Here is a 15,584-nt window from a genome sequence, read left to right as displayed (position 1 = left end):
AAGTCTCGGCAAGCCATGCCCCAAGGACGTTCAAGGCGTTCGGAGTCCGACACCGAAAATGCAATCCGTTCGTGATCATCTGGAAACCATTCTCGCGCGCCTCGCCGCCCGTGCCGGCGAAGAGCGCGTGTTCACGAAGCTCTATGCCGAAGCCGCACGGGCCGCGGCTGATGCCAGCGATGCCCGCAAGCGGGCAAGTGTGACGCTAGGGCCGCTCGACGGCACCATCGTCTCGATCAAGGATTTGTTCGATGTCGCCGGCGAGCCAACCACGGCTGGCTCGCTGATGCTTAGGACCGCAGCACCTCCGCTGCGCGATGCCGTGATCGTCAGCCGGCTGCGGCAAGCCGGCGCGGTCATTATCGGCAAGACCAACATGACCGAATTCGCCTTCACCGCGATCGGCGACAACCAGCACTATGGCACGCCCGGCAATGCCGTGGACGCCAGCCGCATTCCGGGCGGATCTTCCTCAGGCGCCGGCGTCTCGGTCGGTGAGGCGACGAGCGAAATATCGATCGGTTCCGACACCGGCGGTTCGATACGCATTCCGGCTTCACTCAACGGTGTCGTCGGCTTCAAGCCGACTGCGCGGCGCGTGCCTCTTGCCGGCGCGTTCCCGCTGTCCGCCACGCTGGACTCGATCGGTCCGCTTGCCCGAACCGTCGCCCAATGTGCCGCCGCCGACGCCGTAATGGCCGGTGAAGTGCCGACCGCGCTGACGCCGATTGCCCTTGCAGGGCTTCGCGTCGGCATTCCACGCGGCGTTCTTTTCGAAGAGACGGAAGACGAGGTGGCGACCGCGTTCGACCGCTGCCTTGGCAAGATCGAACAGACGGGCGCGCGGATCGCCGACCTGTCGATCGACGATCTGCTTGCCGATATGCGGGCTGCCACCAAGCGGGGTTCGATCGCTGCGATGGAAGGGGCCGAAGTGCATGCCGACTGGCTGGCGACAGGGGCTTCGGTGCCGGTCGACCCGCATGTCAGCGGACCTTTGTCGCGGGCGGCAATGCTGCCGACGCCTGTCTACATCAGGGCAATGCGCCGCCGCACTGCGCTCGTCGCCGCCATGGACGAGCGGCTGGCATCGGTCGATGTGCTGGCTCTGCCGACCACGCCGGTGACGGCGCCGACCATCGTTTCGATGTCTGACGATGCCGAGTTGCGCGACCGCACCGAAGGCCTGCTGCTGCGCAACACGCAGGTCGCCAACCAGTTCGATCTCTGCGCAATCTCGCTGCCGATGCCGGGCACGGCGCTGCCCGCCGGATTGATGCTGGTGGCGCGCAACGGGCACGACCGGCGCCTGCTGCGGATTGCTGCTGAAATAGAACAGCTGCTTGGCGCGTGACCAGGGCTGACCTGCCTATCAGCGCGACGAACAGTGCTTGCGTTCGCTGTCCTTGGCGGTCCGCACAATATGGGTCGCGACCAGCCAGGGGAGATTGTGCTCCTTGCCGGTGATCGTCTGGGTGCGGTGCTCGATCGAGCCTCTGACGACGATCTTGCCGGCATAAAGCGCGTCGGAAAGATCGGTTATCGCCTTGTCGGCCTGCGGCAATCCGCTGGGGTCGATCGACACGCCCTTGATGATCGTGCCGGTGCCAAGGTCGAGCGCGCTGTTCGATGGGCAGGGCGCCTTGAAGCAGCGCAGCCCGTTGTCACAATAGACATAGCTGCTTTCGGCCGCGAATGACGGCATGGCGCAGAGCGAACACACGACGGCTACCAGGGATGCGAGGCGTGGATCGGACATGGCTCTCAACGTCGCGGAGAATTGGGGCGAAACCGCGATGTGTTACAGGCTCTCCGGAAACCGCCGCCGGTAGTGATCGACCACTTCCGGATTGCGCAGATTGACCGGCAGCTTGTTGGCCAGCACCAGCAAGGCTTCACCCGCCGCGCCGACGCCCATGCGCATCATCGATTCTTCGGTGATCCCGGCCATGTGCGGCGTGATGATGACAGTGTCGAAGCCGAAATAGGGATGATTCGACGGCAGCGGCTGCGTCGCAAACACGTCGAGCGCGGCGCCGCCGATACGGCGTTTCTGCAACGCCTCGATCAGCGCGTCGTCGTCGATGACCGGTCCGCGCGACACGTTGATCAGCAGCGCATTGGGCTTCATTCGGGCGATCCGCTCACGGTTGATCAGGCCGCGCGTTTCCGGCGTCAGCGGGCAGCAGAGCACGATGATGTCGCTCTGCTCGACCAGCGCGTCGATCGACAGGAAGCCGACCTTGTCCGGCGCCGGCTGCATGCTGCGCGTCGTTGCCACCACCTTCAAGTCGAAGCCGTGCGCGGCGATATGGCCGACCGCCTGGCCGACGGCACCGAGGCCGACGATGCCGATCGTCTTGCCGGCAAGCTCGATGTTGGAATTGGCGTGCTCGCGGCCGGCGAGCCAGCCTTTGGTGCGCAGGTCGCGGTCGACGGCGCGGAAATTGCGCAGCAAAGCAAGCGCCGCAAACATGACGTGCTCGGCAACCGAGCGGGCATTGACCGCCGGCACGTTCGCCACCAGCACGCCGGCGACGGTCGCTGCTTCCATGGGGATCATGTCGAGCCCGGCGCCATGGCGGATTGCCGCCTTCAGCAGCTTTGCGCCGTCGAAAAGCTGTGGTGGCAGCGGCGCGCGCACGATGACGATCTCGGCATTTTTAGCCTCGGCGGCCAGCGTGGCCGGATCGATGGCGGAGGCGACGACGAGTTCGCCGGCGCCTGAGAGCATGGCCGAGGCGCGCGGGTGCAGGGCGTGGGTCGTGAGGATACGGGCCATGTCGGTCAGGCTCTTTCGAGCGCCGGGCTTTGCGGCTCCTCGCCATGGCCCTCGATCAGGCCTTTCCAGTAGCTCTCAGCCCCTTGAAGATGGGCGCTCATCAGCGCCTGGGCGAGATTGCCGTCGCGGCGCAGCAGCGCCTCATAGATCTGGATATGCTCGGCATGCGAGCGCAGGTTGCGCTCGGGGTCGTTGAAATAGATCGGCAGGCGCTGCTCGCCCATCATGTAGTAGACGCTGCAGACATTGTGGAAGACGCTGTTCTTGGTGGCGCGCACGATTTCGAGGTGGAATTCGCGGTCTTCCCTGGCAAGCCCTTCACCGGCGGCGATGCGCTCTTCCGAAGCCTTCAGGATTTCGCGCAGCCGCTCGAAATTCTCCTCGGTGGCGCGCGAACAGGCAAGTTCGGCCGCCTTGATCTCGTGGATCTTGCGCAGTTCGACCGTCTCGTAGATCTGGATCGGGTCGAGCGGCAGGCCTGCGCGGGCAAAAAGCGCCATGGCCTCCACACTGGCCTGCTTGGTGTCGATGTAGATACCGGACTTGGCTCGACGCTCGACGATGCGCATGGCCTCCAGGATGGCCAGCGCCTCGCGGATCTGACCGCGGCTGACGGCGAAATGCTCCGCCAGTTCGCGTTCCGAAGGCGTTCGGCCGCTCTCCTTGTCCGAATGGGAGAACAGGTAGGCAGCGAGTTCTGCGAGGAGGTTCTTTTCTTTCATCGTCAACCGCGTTGCGCGTGCGCCTCCAGGAACCGCTCCGAAATGGTGAATCCCAGACCCGGTTTTTCCGGGATCGCTATCATACCGTCCCTGGCTTCGACAGTCTCTTCGACCAGATCATGGATCATCGGGTTGGCGCCAAGCGAATATTCGACGGTGAAACTCGACGGCGAGGCGGCGCAGACATGCAAGCCTGCGAAAAAACAGGGCGCGCCGGCCCACAAATGGGGTGCAAAGCGCAAATTGAAGGCGCTGGCGATGGTGCCGATCTTCATCGCCTCGCTGATGCCGCCGCAGAAAGCGGGATCAGGCTGGAAGATGTCGGCGGCTTTGAGCACGGCAAGGTCGCGGAAGGCATAGCGTGTCGCCTCGCTTTCGCCGGTGGCGATCGGGACGGCACCTGACGCCCGCACTTCAGCCATGCCGGGCTTGTCGTCAGCGATAATAGGTTCCTCGAACCAGGCGAGGTCCAAATCGTTGACAAGGTGGATGAAGCGCTTGGCCTCGGCCACCGTGTAGGTGCCGTGCGCGTCGACCATCAGTTCGACATCGGGGCCGAGCGCCTGCCGTGCGGCCCGCACGCGGGTGGCGGAAATGTGTGCCGCGCCATCCATGGCGCCAACGCGCATCTTCAGTGCCTTGAAACCGCCCTTGGCGATATAGGACTTCAACTGCTCGCCGATGGCGTCGGCGGCTGCCCAGCCGCCGGACGCATAGGCCGGCATGCGATCGAGCTTGCGGCCGCCGAGCAGCCGCCAGACCGGAACGCCAAGCGATTTGCCAAGAATGTCCCACAGCGCGATGTCGACGGCGCTGATGGCGGCGATGCTCATGCCGCGCCGCGCCAGTTGCGGCATGGCGTGGCCGCCACGCGCGGCGCTGTCGTGGCGCACGCCATTGTAGAGCATCTCCCATATGACGCCGATGTCGGCCGGATCGCGGCCGACCAGTTGCGGCCCGACCTCATGGTTCAGCATGTGGACGAGCGCACCGTAGCTGCCGGCACTGCCAGCGGCGTTCTTGCCTTCGCCCCAGCCGACCAGCCCGTCATCGGTCTCGATGCGCAGGATGGCGGCGTCGAAGGTCGTCACCTGACCGAAGTCGCTGCGGTGCTGCCGAGCGGCTTCGATCGGAACGCGGATCCACCAGGCTTGGACGGACTTGATACGCATATTCTTCCCCAGCCCCGCCGCCGGTCAGGGCGGAAGGGCGAATTTCCCAGAGGCAGTCGACTACTTGATCAGCGGCAGCAACGTTTCGGCGTTGATGCGCATCTGGTCGGTGTAGAATTTCTCGGTGAGCACGCTGGAGCCGTGGTCCTGGATGAACTTCAGCTGCTCGGGCGAGATGTCGACCGGATTGCGCTCGACCATGTCGGGATAGGGGGCTGCCGGCGTCCGGTCGACGGGCGCGACGAACTCGTTGGTCAGCGCGCCGTCGTAGCCGATCTCGCGCAAGGTGGCGACGATCTTCGGCCAGTCGATCTGGCCGAGGCCGGCGGCAAACCGGTTGTTGTCGGCGACATGGAAGTCGAACAGGCGCTTTCCGGCCTGCCGGATCGCGTCATAGACGTTAAATTCTTCCATGTGGATGTGATAGGCATCGAGGCAGACGCCGCATTCGGGGCTGACCGCGTCGGCCAGAGCGAGTGCCTGGGCGCCGCGATTGAACAGATAGGTCTCGAAGCGGTTGAGCGGCTCTACCGCGATCTTGACGCCGACCTTTTTGGCGTGGGTGAAGCATTCACGGGTGGCGTCGACGACCCACTTCCATTCCTCTTCTTCGGTCCCGTCAGGCACAACCTTGCCGACGGTCGCCGGAACCAGCGTGATGATCTCGCCATCGAGTTCGCTGACCATGGTCAGCACGTCCTTGACATATTGAACGGAACGCTCGCGCTGGCCCTGGTTCCTGGCGGCAAGGTTGCGCTCGCCCAGCATCAGGGTCACCGCGCCCCAGCAGCGAATACCATGCTCCTTCAGCAACGCCCGGGTCTCCTTGGTCTTGTACTGCTCGGGCTCGCCGGAAATCTCGATCGACTCATAGCCGAATTTCTTGATGCGCTTGAGCGTCGTCTCCAAGGGTTCCGCGCGCATCCAGTTGTGCGTCGAAAGATGCATGGTCTGTCCTTCCCAACTCGTCTCTATGGTTCGCCTGCGACATGCATCGCCAAAAGGCGACACAAAGGTTCCTCCCCAAGGCGTTCCCAGCCTTTTCTCGCAAACTGGTTCGACCAATTGGGCCTGAAGCGAGGTCTACAGCAAATTCTCCAGATCGGCAAGAAGCGCTGGGATGCAACTTTCGCTGGGGATTATTTGCTTGATTATATTGAGATATATAGGCCTGCACCGGGTGATTTTAGGGTCTTGGTGGCGCATTGCATGGCTTGACCAAATTTCCACATTTGGTAATACCAGAATGGCGGTGCGTGCAAGCACCCGTTGAGAAAAGACCAAAGTGGCTGGCCCTGTTTCCAATCGGCGCTATGCTCGGTCGAGAGAAATGAGGGAGGATGCCGATGCCGACGACAATGAAGGGCCCTGGGCTGTTTCTGGCGCAGTTCGCGGGCGACGCCGCGCCGTTCAACTCACTGGCGTCGATCACCAAATGGGCGGCCGGTCTCGGCTACAAGGGCGTGCAGATCCCGACCTGGGACGCGCGGCTGTTCGACCTCAAGAAGGCGGCTTCTTCCAAGGCCTATTGCGATGAGGTGAAGGGCATCTGCGCGGATGCCGGCGTCGAGATCACCGAGCTGTCGACGCATCTGCAGGGGCAACTGGTGGCGGTGCATCCTGCCTATGACGCGCAGTTCGACGGCTTTGCGCCGGCTTCAGTGCACAACAATCCCAAGGCACGGCAAAAATGGGCGGTCGAACAGATGGAGTTCGGGGCCAAGGCCTCGAAGAACCTTGGCCTCAAGGCCTCGGTCAGCTTCTCGGGAGCGCTGGCCTTTCCCTACCTCTACCCCTGGCCGCAGCGGCCGGCCGGGCTGATCGAGGAAGCGTTCGCTGAGCTCGGCAAGCGCTGGAAGCCGATCCTCGATGTCTATGAGGATAATGGCGTCGATATAGGCTACGAGATTCATCCCGGGGAAGACGTGTTCGACGGCGCCACCTTCGAGATGTTCCTCGATGCGGTCGGCGGCCACAAGCGCTGCAACATCAATTACGATCCGTCGCATTTCCTGCTGCAGCAGCTCGACTATCTCGAATTCATCGACATCTATCACGAGCGCATCAAGGCGTTTCACGTCAAGGACGCAGAGTTCAACCCGACCGGCCGGCAAGGCGTCTATTCCGGCTATCAGAGCTGGACCAACCGTGCCGGCCGCTTCCGTTCGCTGGGCGACGGACAGGTGGATTTCGGCGGCATCTTCTCCAAGCTGACACAGTACAATTATGATTCCTGGGCGGTGCTGGAGTGGGAGTGCTGCCTGAAGCATCCGGAGGATGGTGCGGCCGAGGGCGCGCCTTTCATCGAGCACCACATCATCCGCGTGACCGAAAAGGCATTCGACGACTTCGCCGGTGGCACCACCGACAAGAAGTTGCTGCGCGCCATGATGGGAATCTGACGCGGTTTCCCCTCCCCTCGAGGGGAGGGTGGCCCGAAGGGCCGGGAGGGGTCGGTTCATGCCGAACTCTGCCTCAACGACCCCACCCGATCCGCTGCGCGGATCGACCTCCCCTCAAGGGGAGGTGAGCAACAGCGAGGAGCAAGATATGGTCGGCGCATCGAAGTCGGAAACGGGAGGCGGCCCGATCCGCTATGGCATGGTCGGCGGCGGGCAAGGCGCTTTCATCGGCGCAGTGCACCGGATCGCGGCGCGGCTGGACAATGATTTCGTGCTGGTTGCCGGTGCTTTGTCAGCCGACCCGGCCCGTGCCAAGGCCTCGGCCGCCGAACTGGGGCTCGACCCCGCACGCAGCTATGCATCCTATGCCGAGATGGCCAAGGCCGAGGCGAAGCGCCCCGATGGCATTGAGGCGGTGGCCATCGTCACGCCCAACAATGTCCATGTGCCAGCGGCAAAAGCTTTCCTCGAGGCCGGCATCCACGTCATCTGCGACAAGCCGCTGGCGGCGACGCTCGCCGAAGCAAAAAAGCTTGCGGCGATAGTCGAGAAGACCGGCAAGGTGTTCGTGCTGACGCACAACTACACCGCCTATCCGATGATCCGCCAGGCGCGCGAGATGGTCGCCAAGGGTGTGCTCGGCGACATACGCATCGTGCAGTCCGAATATCCGCAGGACTGGTTGACCGAGGACCTTGCCGCGACAGGCCAGAAGCAGGCGGCGTGGCGCTCCGACCCCAAGCAGGCAGGCGCCGGCGGCGCGCTGGGCGATATCGGCACGCATGCCTACAACCTCGCCCGCTTTGTCTCGGGGCTGGAACTGGACTCCCTGTCGGCCGATCTCGACGCCTTCGTGCCGGGCCGGCTACTCGATGACAACGTCAACGTCATGCTGCGCTTCAAGCCGGTCGGCAAGACGCACCCGGCCAAGGGCATGATCTGGGCAAGCCAGGTGGCGCCCGGCCATGAGAACGGGCTGAAGCTGCGCATCTATGGCTCGAAGGGTGGGCTGGAATGGGTGCAGGCCGACCCGAACTATCTCTGGTACACGCCGTTCGGCCAGCCGAAACAACTGATAACCCGCAATGGCGCCGGCGCGCTGCCGGTGGCGGGCCGTGTCAGCCGCGTGCCGTCAGGCCATCCCGAGGGCTATCTCGAAGGTTTCGCCAACATCTACCAGGAGGCCGCGCGCGCTATCCGCGCGGCACGCCGCAAGGGCGGCAAGCCGGCCAAGGACGTCGTCTTCCCGACCATCCAGGACGGCGTCGAGGGCATGGCCTTCATCGAGGCCTGCGTGAAGTCATCGAAGAAGAATGGGGCGTGGACGAAGCTCTGAAATAGAGGCGGTCCGGGGGATCCAAGGGGAGGGGGGCGTCGATGAAAATCGGCATGTGCATGTTCTTATGGACGACGGCCGTGTCCAAAACACACGAGCCGCTGTTGCGCGACATCAAGGCAACCGGTTTCGATGGCGTTGAGATACCGATCTTCGCCGGCACGCCCGACGACTACAAAAAACTCGGCGAACTGCTCGACCGCATCGGACTGGAGCGGACCGCGGTTTCAGCGATGGGCGATCCCCGGATGAACCTGATCTCGGCCGATGCGGCAACGCGCAAGGCCGGTGTCGATTATATGAAATGGGCGATCGACTGCGCCGATGCGCTTGGCGCCAGCACGCTGAGCGGCCCGCTGCATTCGACGCTCGGCGCCTTTTCCGGCTCCGGGCCGACGGCCGCCGAGAAGAAGCGCTCCGTCGCCTCGCAGCGCGCTATCGGCGACCATGCCGGCAACAAGGGCGTTACCATCGGGCTCGAGGCGCTGAACCGCTTCGAATGCTACCTGCTCAACACGATGGCGGACCTGTCCGAGCATATCGATGCCATCGACCGGCCGCACATCAAGGCGATGTACGACACCTTCCACGCCAATATCGAGGAGGCCGACCCGATCGATGCCTACACAAAACACCGCAGGAATGTCGTTCATATCCACATCTCGGAAAACGATCGCGGCGTGCCGGGGCGCGGCAACATTCCGTGGAAGGAAACATTCTCGGCCATTCGCAAGAGCGGCTATGACGGCTGGCTGACGATCGAAGCGTTCGGCCGTTCGCTGAAGGATTTGGCGGCGGCGACCAAGGTGTGGCGCGATTTTTCCGAGAGCCCGGAAGCGGTTTATCGGGATGGGTATAAGCATATCAGGAACGGGTGGAGGAAAGCCGCTTAGGCACCCTTCGTCATGGTGGGACGGAGCAAAGCCTTCCAACACACCTGCCGCCGCGTTCCTTCACACCCCCCTCTGTCCTGCCGGACATCTCCCCCGCAAGGGGGGAGATCGGATGTCCGTCGGCCTTCGCTAATCTTCGGCGTTGGAAGGACGGCGCCGTCAGCGGAACCGCCCAATCTCCCCCCTTGCGGGGGAGATGGCCGGCAGGCCAGAGGGGGGTGCTGTCCCGCCGACTTTTCGCCCAATTGTGCACCACAGGACGATCACCCCTGCTCGGCCTGGATCCTGTTGTAGTCGTGGATCGTCTGGCTCAGCCGGCGGCGCAGGAAGTTGGAGATGTTGTCGAAGATGAAGACAACGGCCAGGATCAGCAGCACCATGTAGAAGACGTTGGCCCAGTTGGAGTTGGTGCGCATCGCTTCCCACAGCTTCAGGCCGATGCCGCCGGCGCCGACAGCGCCAATGATGGTGGCGCCGCGGGTGTTGGATTCCCACTGGTAGAGCGTCTGGCTGATGAACACCGGCACCACTTCCGGCAGCACGCCGTAGCGCTGCACCAGAAGGCCGTTGGCTCCGGTCGAGGTAATACCCTCGCGCGGTTTGTCGTCGATGTTCTCCAGCGCCTCGGAATAGGTTTTGCCGAGCGTGCCGATCTCGGTGAAGAAGATGGCTGCACTGCCCGCCAGCGGTCCCGGCCCGAAGGCACGGGTGAAGAACAGCGCCCAGATCAGCATGTCGATGGAGCGCATGAAGTCGAAGAAGCGCTTGAGCACCTGGTTGACCAGCCGGCTGGGCGTGATGTTTCGGGCGGCGAAGAAGGCCAGCGGGAAGGCGACGATGCCGCCAAGCATGGTGCCGAGAAAGGCCATGACGATGGTCTGCAGGAGCTTCGTCCAGACATCGCCATGCTGCCACTGGGCGTTGTTCCAGATGTTGTCGCCGGCCAGCGCCAGATTGGACGTGCCTGGTTTCAGTTCCGGTCCGGAGACGATCAGCGAGGCGACTTCGCTTGCCGACTTGCCGAAGAAGGGCGAGCGGGTGTCGAAGACGAAGTTTGCCCAGCCGAGAAATCGCTTTCGGATCCTGACGCGGTCAACGGCGACACGGGCCTCGCCGGCAAAGCCCATGTCGGCGACGACCTCATCTTCATGCGCGGTGATCCAGCCGGGTACCGGCCCCGAGATCAGCGGCTTGCCGGTGCCAAGCGCGACCGCAACGGTCTCACCATGGGCAATTATCGTCGCCTGCGTCTTGGCGAAGGTGATCGAGTTGGCGGTGCCGTCGATAAGGACCGTCACCGAACCATCGGCATTGGTCTTGACCCAGTCCGGATCTGGATTCGGGCCGAGCACCGAGAAGCGTGGATATTTGGCGGTGATCTGCGGTTCGTCGAGGCGGAAGATCGGCTGCACGTCGTAGCTGATCCACTGGGTCAGAAACAACGGCAGGCGCTCCCAGTGCGATTCCCGCATGACCTGCGGCAGGTTGAAGAACCACAGGGCATAGAGCAGGTAGAGGAAGATGCCGCCAAGCAGCATCAGCGGCCCGAAGCGCTTGTGGAACGGCCGCTGGAACACCTGCGGGAAGCGCTCTTCGATCGACTGGATTTGATCGGCGGTCAAGGCAGCCATGGTCAAGCCCCCACCACGAAAGCCTGCTCGCCGACCAGCTTGCGGCGCAGCCAGGCGGAGAACTGGTCGACGATGAAGATCGTCGTGAACAGGAGCAGCACGAGAGCTATCGTCTTGGCGCCGAAGCCGCGCGAGATCGACAGCTTCAACTCCTCGCCGATGCCGCCGCCGCCGACCGCGCCCATGATGGTGGAAATGCGGACATTTATCTCAACACGCAGCAGCGTGTAGGACATGAAGTTGGGCAGCACCTGCGGCAGGCCGGCAAAGCGCACCCGCTCGAACCAGTTGGCGCCGACAGCCCTCAGTCCTTCCTCGGCGCGCATGTCGATGTTCTCGTTGATCTCGTAGAACAGCTTGCCCAGCGCGCCGATCGAATGCAGGCCGATGGCGATGATGGCGGCGATCGGGCCGATCGAGACGATGGCGGCGAACAGGCCCGCGATGACGATCTCGGGAAAGGCGCGCAGCAGCTCCATGAGGCGCTTGACGATCAGCCGCAGCACCGGATGCGGCGTCAGATTGCGCGCCGCGATGAAGGAGAACGGCACGGCGAAGACGAAGCCGATGAAGGTCGAGACCAGCGCCACGTTGAGCGTGGTCAGCATCAGCTCGAAATATTCGGGGATGTAGAAGCTGTCCCAGACATACGAGCGGCCAAGCGGAAAGTTGAATTCCTGGGTGCCGGTGTCATGCGGGGAAGCGATATCGAACATCGCCCGCCAGACATCGTTCCAGTCCTTGGGGACGAGCCAGCTCAGGAAGTCCAGCAAATGCGGCAACCGGTCGAAGAAATGCCCGGCATTGGCCTCGTCGGCGAACCACATGGTGCTGCCAAGCGCGATGATGAGAAGGCCGACACCGATGGCGGTGTAGAGCCGGCGCAAGGACGTCTGGCGACGCCAGGCGTCGGCCATCTGGTGAGTGGCGCCGGAAGGGGCTGTCACGGAAAGGGTCATGATCGGACATGCAAGAAGGGCGGCGTTTTATCGACGCCGCCCTTCCTGATTTCGCCGTTAGCCGCCAATGGCTGCCTTACGGGCTTCGACGATGACGTTGTAGAAGTCCGCCTTGACCGGGACGTAGCCGGTAAAGTCGCCGCCTTCGACGCCTTCGAAGCAAGCCTTGTCCTTCTTCGGCAACTGCGTGAAGAAGTCGGCGAGCTTGGCGGTCATTTCGTCGCGGAGCGCGGTGCGCACGACCAGCGGGCCGTTCGGGATCAGGCCCGAGCGCCAGACTTCGACGAAGTCGTTGGGGTCGACGGCGCCCTTGGCGACTTCCTTGTGGAAGGTGCCCGAGGTGTAGCCGTCCTTGAAGTCGCCGATACCGGAGGAATCGTCCACCGCCACATCGACCTTGCCGTCGCGCACGGCCAGAACGTTGTTCTCGTGGCCGCCGTTGAACTGGGTCGAAGCGAAGAAGGTTTCGTTCGAAGCGCCGGTGTCCTTCGGGATCTGGGTCAGCGGGATCAGATAGCCGGAGGTAGAATCCGGATCGGCGTAGCCGAGTTTCTTGCCCTTGGCCGACTTGATATCGGTGATGCCGGAGGATTTCAGCGCCAGGCCGATCGAATAGTAGCCGGTGGCGCCGTCGGTCTGCTGGGTGGTGAGGATCGGGGTGACCGCCTTCGGGTCCTTGAGAGCGATGCTGGCGTAGCCGGAAGCGCCGAGTTCGGCGACGTCGAGCGTGCCGCCAAGCAGGCCCTGGATCACGCCGTCATAGTCGGCAGCGGGGAACAGCGAGACCTTTTCGAAGCCGAATTCGGCCTTCAGATGGTCGGCGAGGCACTGGTAGTTGCGCAGCCGGTCGGTTTCGTTTTCGCCGCCGAGAATGCCGACGCGAAATTCCTTCATGTCGGCGGCATGGGCCATGCTGGTCGCCATGGCGAGCACCGAAACGGCGCTGAAAACCATCTTCCTGAACATCTGTAATCTCTCCTGTAGGTTCCGGCCCCGCGCCGGCAGCGTTCTCGATTTTGACAGGTGCCCTTGACGCGGGCTGTCGATCCAGGCCGCTCTCAGTATCCCGGGAATGCGGGCTCGAGCGGTCCGGCGGATGCGGCGATCTTTCGGCTGAAGGCAACGCTGGTCGAGGTGATGGCCTCGGAGATTTCCTGGCCATTGCTGTCGGCGCCGTAGACGAGACGCACGGCCTCGCGGTTGAGTTCTTCCGGCGGGCCGTCGAAGACGACCTTGCCGGCGGCCATGCCGATGATGCGGTTGCAGTAGGTGCGGGCGGTGTCCAGCGTGTGAAGATTGGTGACGACGGTGATGCCGTCGCGCAGATTGATGTCCTGCAGCGAATCCATCACCACCTTGGCGTTGAGCGGGTCGAGCGAGGCGATCGGCTCGTCGGCGAGGATCACTTTGGGCTGCTGCATCATGGCGCGGGCAATGGCGACGCGCTGCTGCTGGCCGCCCGACAAGGTGCCTGCGGGCTGCAGCGCGATGCGGGCAATGTCGAGCCGCTCGAGTGCCGCGACCGCCTCGGCGCATTCGGCGCGCGAGAACATGCCGAACAGGTTGGTGATGGTCGAACGGTGGTTCAGCTTGCCGAGCAGCACGTTGGTCAGCACGTCGAGGCGCGGCACCAGGTTGAACTGCTGGAAGATCATGGCGCAGTCACGCTGCCAGCGCCGCAGCGGCGAGCCGCGCAACTGGGAAACCTCGGCGCCGTCAAAAAAGATCGATCCCTGGCTGGGATCGATGAGACGGTTGATCATGCGAAGAAGGGTCGATTTGCCGGCGCCCGAACGGCCGATAATGCCAACCATCTGACCCTGTGGGATGGCGATGTTGATGTCGCTGACGGCGGTGTTCTTACCAAATCGGCGGCTGACACCGCGGATTTCGAGCGTGGCGGAATTTGCTGACATGGGGCAGGTTCCAGTCTGGACCATATTGATCGTCAGGCACTCGCCTAACGCAGCCACATGAACCTGCCGTGTCGCGGTGATGTCAGTTTTGTTACGCTCCACAGGTGTGGAGTTATGGCCGGCCCAGGGCCAGCAGGTCCTCGAAGTGCTCCATGTCCCTGAAGCCGCAGAAGGCGGGAGTTTTGATTTCGATCACGGGAGCCTGCTGCTCGAAAAAGCTTGAGAGAGTCATCGAACAGGTCCTGCCATGTGGCTGCCATGACGATGATGTGAAGAATTATCCTTCGTATTTTTCCAGGAAGGCCTCGGCCGATAGTTCCCGGAAATCGTCGAGCGAAGCGCGCAGCCTGGCATGATCCCAGTCCCACCAGGCAAGCGCCTGATAACGGTCGGCGGTGCGGCGGTCGAAGCGCTCACGGATCGGTTTGGCCGGCACGCCGGCGACGATGGTGTAGGGGGCGACGTCCTTCGAGACGACGGCTCCGGCGCCGATCGCCGCGCCGTCACCGACGGTGACGCCGGGCAGGATGGTCGAGCCGTGGCCGAGCCAGGTGTCGTGGCCGATGGTGACTCGCCTGGCGCGACGCTGGGCGAAGAATTCTGTCTCGTGCTCGGCGTCGTCCCAGTAGTCCGAGGCGCGATAGGTGAAATGGTGCAGCGTTGGCCGCCAGGTCGGGTGGTTGGTGGCGTTGATGCGCACGCTGGCGGCGATGTTGGCGAACTTGCCGATCGTCGCGCACCAGACGGCGCAGTCCTGCATCATGTAGGAATAGTCGCCAAGCTCGCTTTCCGACACCCGGCTGCGGTCGGCGATCTCGGTCCAGCGGCCGAGCGTCGAATTCTGCACATCCGCCGTCGGATGGACCAGCGGCGTCTCGGACAATTTCCTGGTCATGCGGCGATTTTTCCGGGAGCGAAAGCGGTGACGTCGATGATGCGGTCGGCAACCGCCTCGCGTACGTCGTGGTCATGGAAGATGCCGAGCAGCGCGACATCAGCCGCCTTCTTGGCGGCGATGAGTTCAATCACGACATCGCGGTTTTTGGCGTCGAGCGAGGCGGTCGGCTCGTCGAGCAGCAGGATCGGATGCTCGGTGATGAAGCCGCGTGCGATGTTGACGCGCTGCTGCTCGCCACCGGAGAAGGTCGCAGGTGGCAATGCCCAGAGTTTCTCCGGCAGGTTGAGCTGCGCCAGCAAGGCGCGTGCCTTGCCGCGGGCAATCTCGCGATCCTCGCCGCGCTCGACCAGCGGTTCGGCGACGACATCCAGCGCCGAAACGCGCGGCACGGTGCGCAGGAATTGGCTGACATAGCCGATCGTTTGCCGGCGCACGGCAAGCACGGTGCGCGGGCTGGCAGTGGCGAGGTCGATCAGCCCGTCATCGTGGCTGACGATGATCTGGCCTTCGTCGACGGCGTAGTTGCCGTAGAGCATCTTCAGGATCGAGCTCTTGCCGGCACCGGACGGGCCGCCGAGCACGGTGCATTCGCCGGCCCTGATCGAGAACGAGACACCGGCGATAACAGGCAATTTGATGCCGTCGCGCAGATGCATGGTGAAGCTCTTGGCGACGTCTGAGACAACGAGGGGCGTCGGCATCAGAAGGTCCTCCAATCGCTGTTGGTTTGCGGGCCAGCACCCCCCTCTGGCCAATGCAATTGCATGTGCGGAATAACGGTGAAATCTCGAAGCGGGTGTTTGCGAGGTGTCGGCGCGAGGCACCCCCCTCTGTCCTGCCGGACATCTCCCCCGCAAGGGTGGAGATTGGCAG

Annotated in this window: 15 protein-coding genes; 4 read left to right on the top strand and 11 right to left on the bottom strand. The window is 63.4% G+C overall.

All coding sequences use genetic code 11. The features are described from left to right. Window positions 1-58: 58 nt before the first annotated feature. The gene (locus tag NKJ37_RS22180; RefSeq protein ID WP_128304521.1) at window positions 59-1,354 is read left to right on the top strand and encodes an amidase; all 1,296 of its coding nucleotides are present in this window, start codon (window positions 59-61) and stop codon (window positions 1,352-1,354) included. An 18-nt stretch (window positions 1,355-1,372) separates the two neighbouring features. Here NKJ37_RS22180 and NKJ37_RS22175 read toward each other — a convergent pair whose 3' ends face one another. Genes NKJ37_RS22175 through NKJ37_RS22155 form a run of 5 tightly spaced genes read right to left on the bottom strand, consistent with a single transcriptional unit; the run spans window position 1,373 to window position 5,624 of the window. Then, the gene (locus tag NKJ37_RS22175) at window positions 1,373-1,759 is read right to left on the bottom strand and encodes a hypothetical protein (RefSeq protein ID WP_128304520.1); all 387 of its coding nucleotides are present in this window, start codon (window positions 1,757-1,759) and stop codon (window positions 1,373-1,375) included. A 42-nt stretch (window positions 1,760-1,801) separates the two neighbouring features. Beyond that, window positions 1,802-2,782 (bottom strand): hydroxyacid dehydrogenase, encoded by a 981-nt coding sequence (locus tag NKJ37_RS22170; RefSeq protein ID WP_128304519.1) that lies wholly within the window; start codon window positions 2,780-2,782, stop codon window positions 1,802-1,804. A gap of 5 nt (window positions 2,783-2,787) precedes the next feature. Next, window positions 2,788-3,504 (bottom strand): FadR/GntR family transcriptional regulator, encoded by a 717-nt coding sequence (locus NKJ37_RS22165; RefSeq protein WP_023812459.1) that lies wholly within the window; start codon window positions 3,502-3,504, stop codon window positions 2,788-2,790. A gap of 2 nt (window positions 3,505-3,506) precedes the next feature. Then, window positions 3,507-4,676, bottom strand: a complete 1,170-nt coding sequence (locus NKJ37_RS22160; protein ID WP_023812460.1) for a mandelate racemase/muconate lactonizing enzyme family protein — start codon at window positions 4,674-4,676, stop codon at window positions 3,507-3,509. 60 nt (window positions 4,677-4,736) lie between these two features. Further along, window positions 4,737-5,624 (bottom strand): sugar phosphate isomerase/epimerase family protein, encoded by an 888-nt coding sequence (locus NKJ37_RS22155; protein WP_023812461.1) that lies wholly within the window; start codon window positions 5,622-5,624, stop codon window positions 4,737-4,739. A gap of 398 nt (window positions 5,625-6,022) precedes the next feature. Here NKJ37_RS22155 and NKJ37_RS22150 point away from each other — a divergent pair, with 398 nt between their 5' ends. The 3 genes from NKJ37_RS22150 to NKJ37_RS22140 all read left to right on the top strand — a co-directional run bounded on the left by NKJ37_RS22150 (window position 6,023) and on the right by NKJ37_RS22140 (window position 9,307). Next, complete coding sequence (locus tag NKJ37_RS22150; RefSeq protein WP_128304518.1) at window positions 6,023-7,078, top strand: sugar phosphate isomerase/epimerase family protein; 1,056 nt, start codon at window positions 6,023-6,025, stop codon at window positions 7,076-7,078. Between the two features lie 148 nt (window positions 7,079-7,226). Then, window positions 7,227-8,414 carry a Gfo/Idh/MocA family protein gene (locus tag NKJ37_RS22145; protein ID WP_352774979.1) on the top strand — a complete coding sequence of 396 codons (1,188 nt, stop codon included), beginning with the start codon at window positions 7,227-7,229 and terminating at the stop codon, window positions 8,412-8,414. A 41-nt stretch (window positions 8,415-8,455) separates the two neighbouring features. After that, window positions 8,456-9,307 carry a sugar phosphate isomerase/epimerase family protein gene (locus NKJ37_RS22140; RefSeq protein ID WP_352774977.1) on the top strand — a complete coding sequence of 284 codons (852 nt, stop codon included), beginning with the start codon at window positions 8,456-8,458 and terminating at the stop codon, window positions 9,305-9,307. 263 nt (window positions 9,308-9,570) lie between these two features. Here the strand turns inward: NKJ37_RS22140 and phnE (NKJ37_RS22135) are convergent, their stop codons facing one another. The 6 genes from phnE (NKJ37_RS22135) to phnL form a co-directional block, all read right to left on the bottom strand. Continuing rightward, window positions 9,571-10,938 carry a phosphonate ABC transporter, permease protein PhnE gene (gene phnE / locus NKJ37_RS22135; RefSeq protein WP_352774975.1) on the bottom strand — a complete coding sequence of 456 codons (1,368 nt, stop codon included), beginning with the start codon at window positions 10,936-10,938 and terminating at the stop codon, window positions 9,571-9,573. A 2-nt stretch (window positions 10,939-10,940) separates the two neighbouring features. Further along, window positions 10,941-11,897 carry a phosphonate ABC transporter, permease protein PhnE gene (gene phnE / locus NKJ37_RS22130; RefSeq protein ID WP_128306075.1) on the bottom strand — a complete coding sequence of 319 codons (957 nt, stop codon included), beginning with the start codon at window positions 11,895-11,897 and terminating at the stop codon, window positions 10,941-10,943. 57 nt (window positions 11,898-11,954) lie between these two features. After that, complete coding sequence (gene phnD, locus NKJ37_RS22125) at window positions 11,955-12,863, bottom strand: phosphonate ABC transporter substrate-binding protein (protein ID WP_352774973.1); 909 nt, start codon at window positions 12,861-12,863, stop codon at window positions 11,955-11,957. Window positions 12,864-12,955: 92 nt separating this feature from the next. Continuing rightward, window positions 12,956-13,813, bottom strand: coding sequence for a phosphonate ABC transporter ATP-binding protein (phnC, locus tag NKJ37_RS22120; RefSeq protein ID WP_352723354.1), 858 nt, complete (start codon window positions 13,811-13,813; stop codon window positions 12,956-12,958). A 277-nt stretch (window positions 13,814-14,090) separates the two neighbouring features. Then, complete coding sequence (locus NKJ37_RS22115) at window positions 14,091-14,708, bottom strand: DapH/DapD/GlmU-related protein (RefSeq protein ID WP_128306073.1); 618 nt, start codon at window positions 14,706-14,708, stop codon at window positions 14,091-14,093. Beyond that, window positions 14,705-15,412 (bottom strand): phosphonate C-P lyase system protein PhnL, encoded by a 708-nt coding sequence (gene phnL / locus NKJ37_RS22110; protein ID WP_023812471.1) that lies wholly within the window; start codon window positions 15,410-15,412, stop codon window positions 14,705-14,707. Before phnL ends, NKJ37_RS22115 begins: the two co-directional genes overlap by 4 nt. Between the last annotated feature and the right edge of the window lie 172 nt (window positions 15,413-15,584).

This window comes from Mesorhizobium sp. M0140, from assembly GCF_040322475.1.
In the GTDB taxonomy this organism is placed as follows: Bacteria; Pseudomonadota; Alphaproteobacteria; order Rhizobiales; family Rhizobiaceae; genus Mesorhizobium.
This window is presented reverse-complemented; position numbering and strand designations above follow the sequence as displayed.

What these genes read in the sequence shown, in the direction of transcription:
- NKJ37_RS22180 (WP_128304521.1), top strand. Translation starts at nt 59, where the DNA reads ATGCAATCCGTTCGTGATCATCTGGAAACCATTCTCGCGCGCCTCGCC.
- NKJ37_RS22175 (WP_128304520.1), bottom strand. Translation starts at nt 1,759, where the DNA reads ATGTCCGATCCACGCCTCGCATCCCTGGTAGCCGTCGTGTGTTCGCTC.
- NKJ37_RS22170 (WP_128304519.1), bottom strand. Translation starts at nt 2,782, where the DNA reads ATGGCCCGTATCCTCACGACCCACGCCCTGCACCCGCGCGCCTCGGCC.
- NKJ37_RS22165 (WP_023812459.1), bottom strand. Translation starts at nt 3,504, where the DNA reads ATGAAAGAAAAGAACCTCCTCGCAGAACTCGCTGCCTACCTGTTCTCC.
- NKJ37_RS22160 (WP_023812460.1), bottom strand. Translation starts at nt 4,676, where the DNA reads ATGCGTATCAAGTCCGTCCAAGCCTGGTGGATCCGCGTTCCGATCGAA.
- NKJ37_RS22155 (WP_023812461.1), bottom strand. Translation starts at nt 5,624, where the DNA reads ATGCATCTTTCGACGCACAACTGGATGCGCGCGGAACCCTTGGAGACG.
- NKJ37_RS22150 (WP_128304518.1), top strand. Translation starts at nt 6,023, where the DNA reads ATGCCGACGACAATGAAGGGCCCTGGGCTGTTTCTGGCGCAGTTCGCG.
- NKJ37_RS22145 (WP_352774979.1), top strand. Translation starts at nt 7,227, where the DNA reads ATGGTCGGCGCATCGAAGTCGGAAACGGGAGGCGGCCCGATCCGCTAT.
- NKJ37_RS22140 (WP_352774977.1), top strand. Translation starts at nt 8,456, where the DNA reads ATGAAAATCGGCATGTGCATGTTCTTATGGACGACGGCCGTGTCCAAA.
- phnE (WP_352774975.1), bottom strand. Translation starts at nt 10,938, where the DNA reads ATGGCTGCCTTGACCGCCGATCAAATCCAGTCGATCGAAGAGCGCTTC.
- phnE (WP_128306075.1), bottom strand. Translation starts at nt 11,897, where the DNA reads ATGACCCTTTCCGTGACAGCCCCTTCCGGCGCCACTCACCAGATGGCC.
- phnD (WP_352774973.1), bottom strand. Translation starts at nt 12,863, where the DNA reads ATGTTCAGGAAGATGGTTTTCAGCGCCGTTTCGGTGCTCGCCATGGCG.
- phnC (WP_352723354.1), bottom strand. Translation starts at nt 13,813, where the DNA reads ATGTCAGCAAATTCCGCCACGCTCGAAATCCGCGGTGTCAGCCGCCGA.
- NKJ37_RS22115 (WP_128306073.1), bottom strand. Translation starts at nt 14,708, where the DNA reads ATGACCAGGAAATTGTCCGAGACGCCGCTGGTCCATCCGACGGCGGAT.
- phnL (WP_023812471.1), bottom strand. Translation starts at nt 15,412, where the DNA reads ATGCCGACGCCCCTCGTTGTCTCAGACGTCGCCAAGAGCTTCACCATG.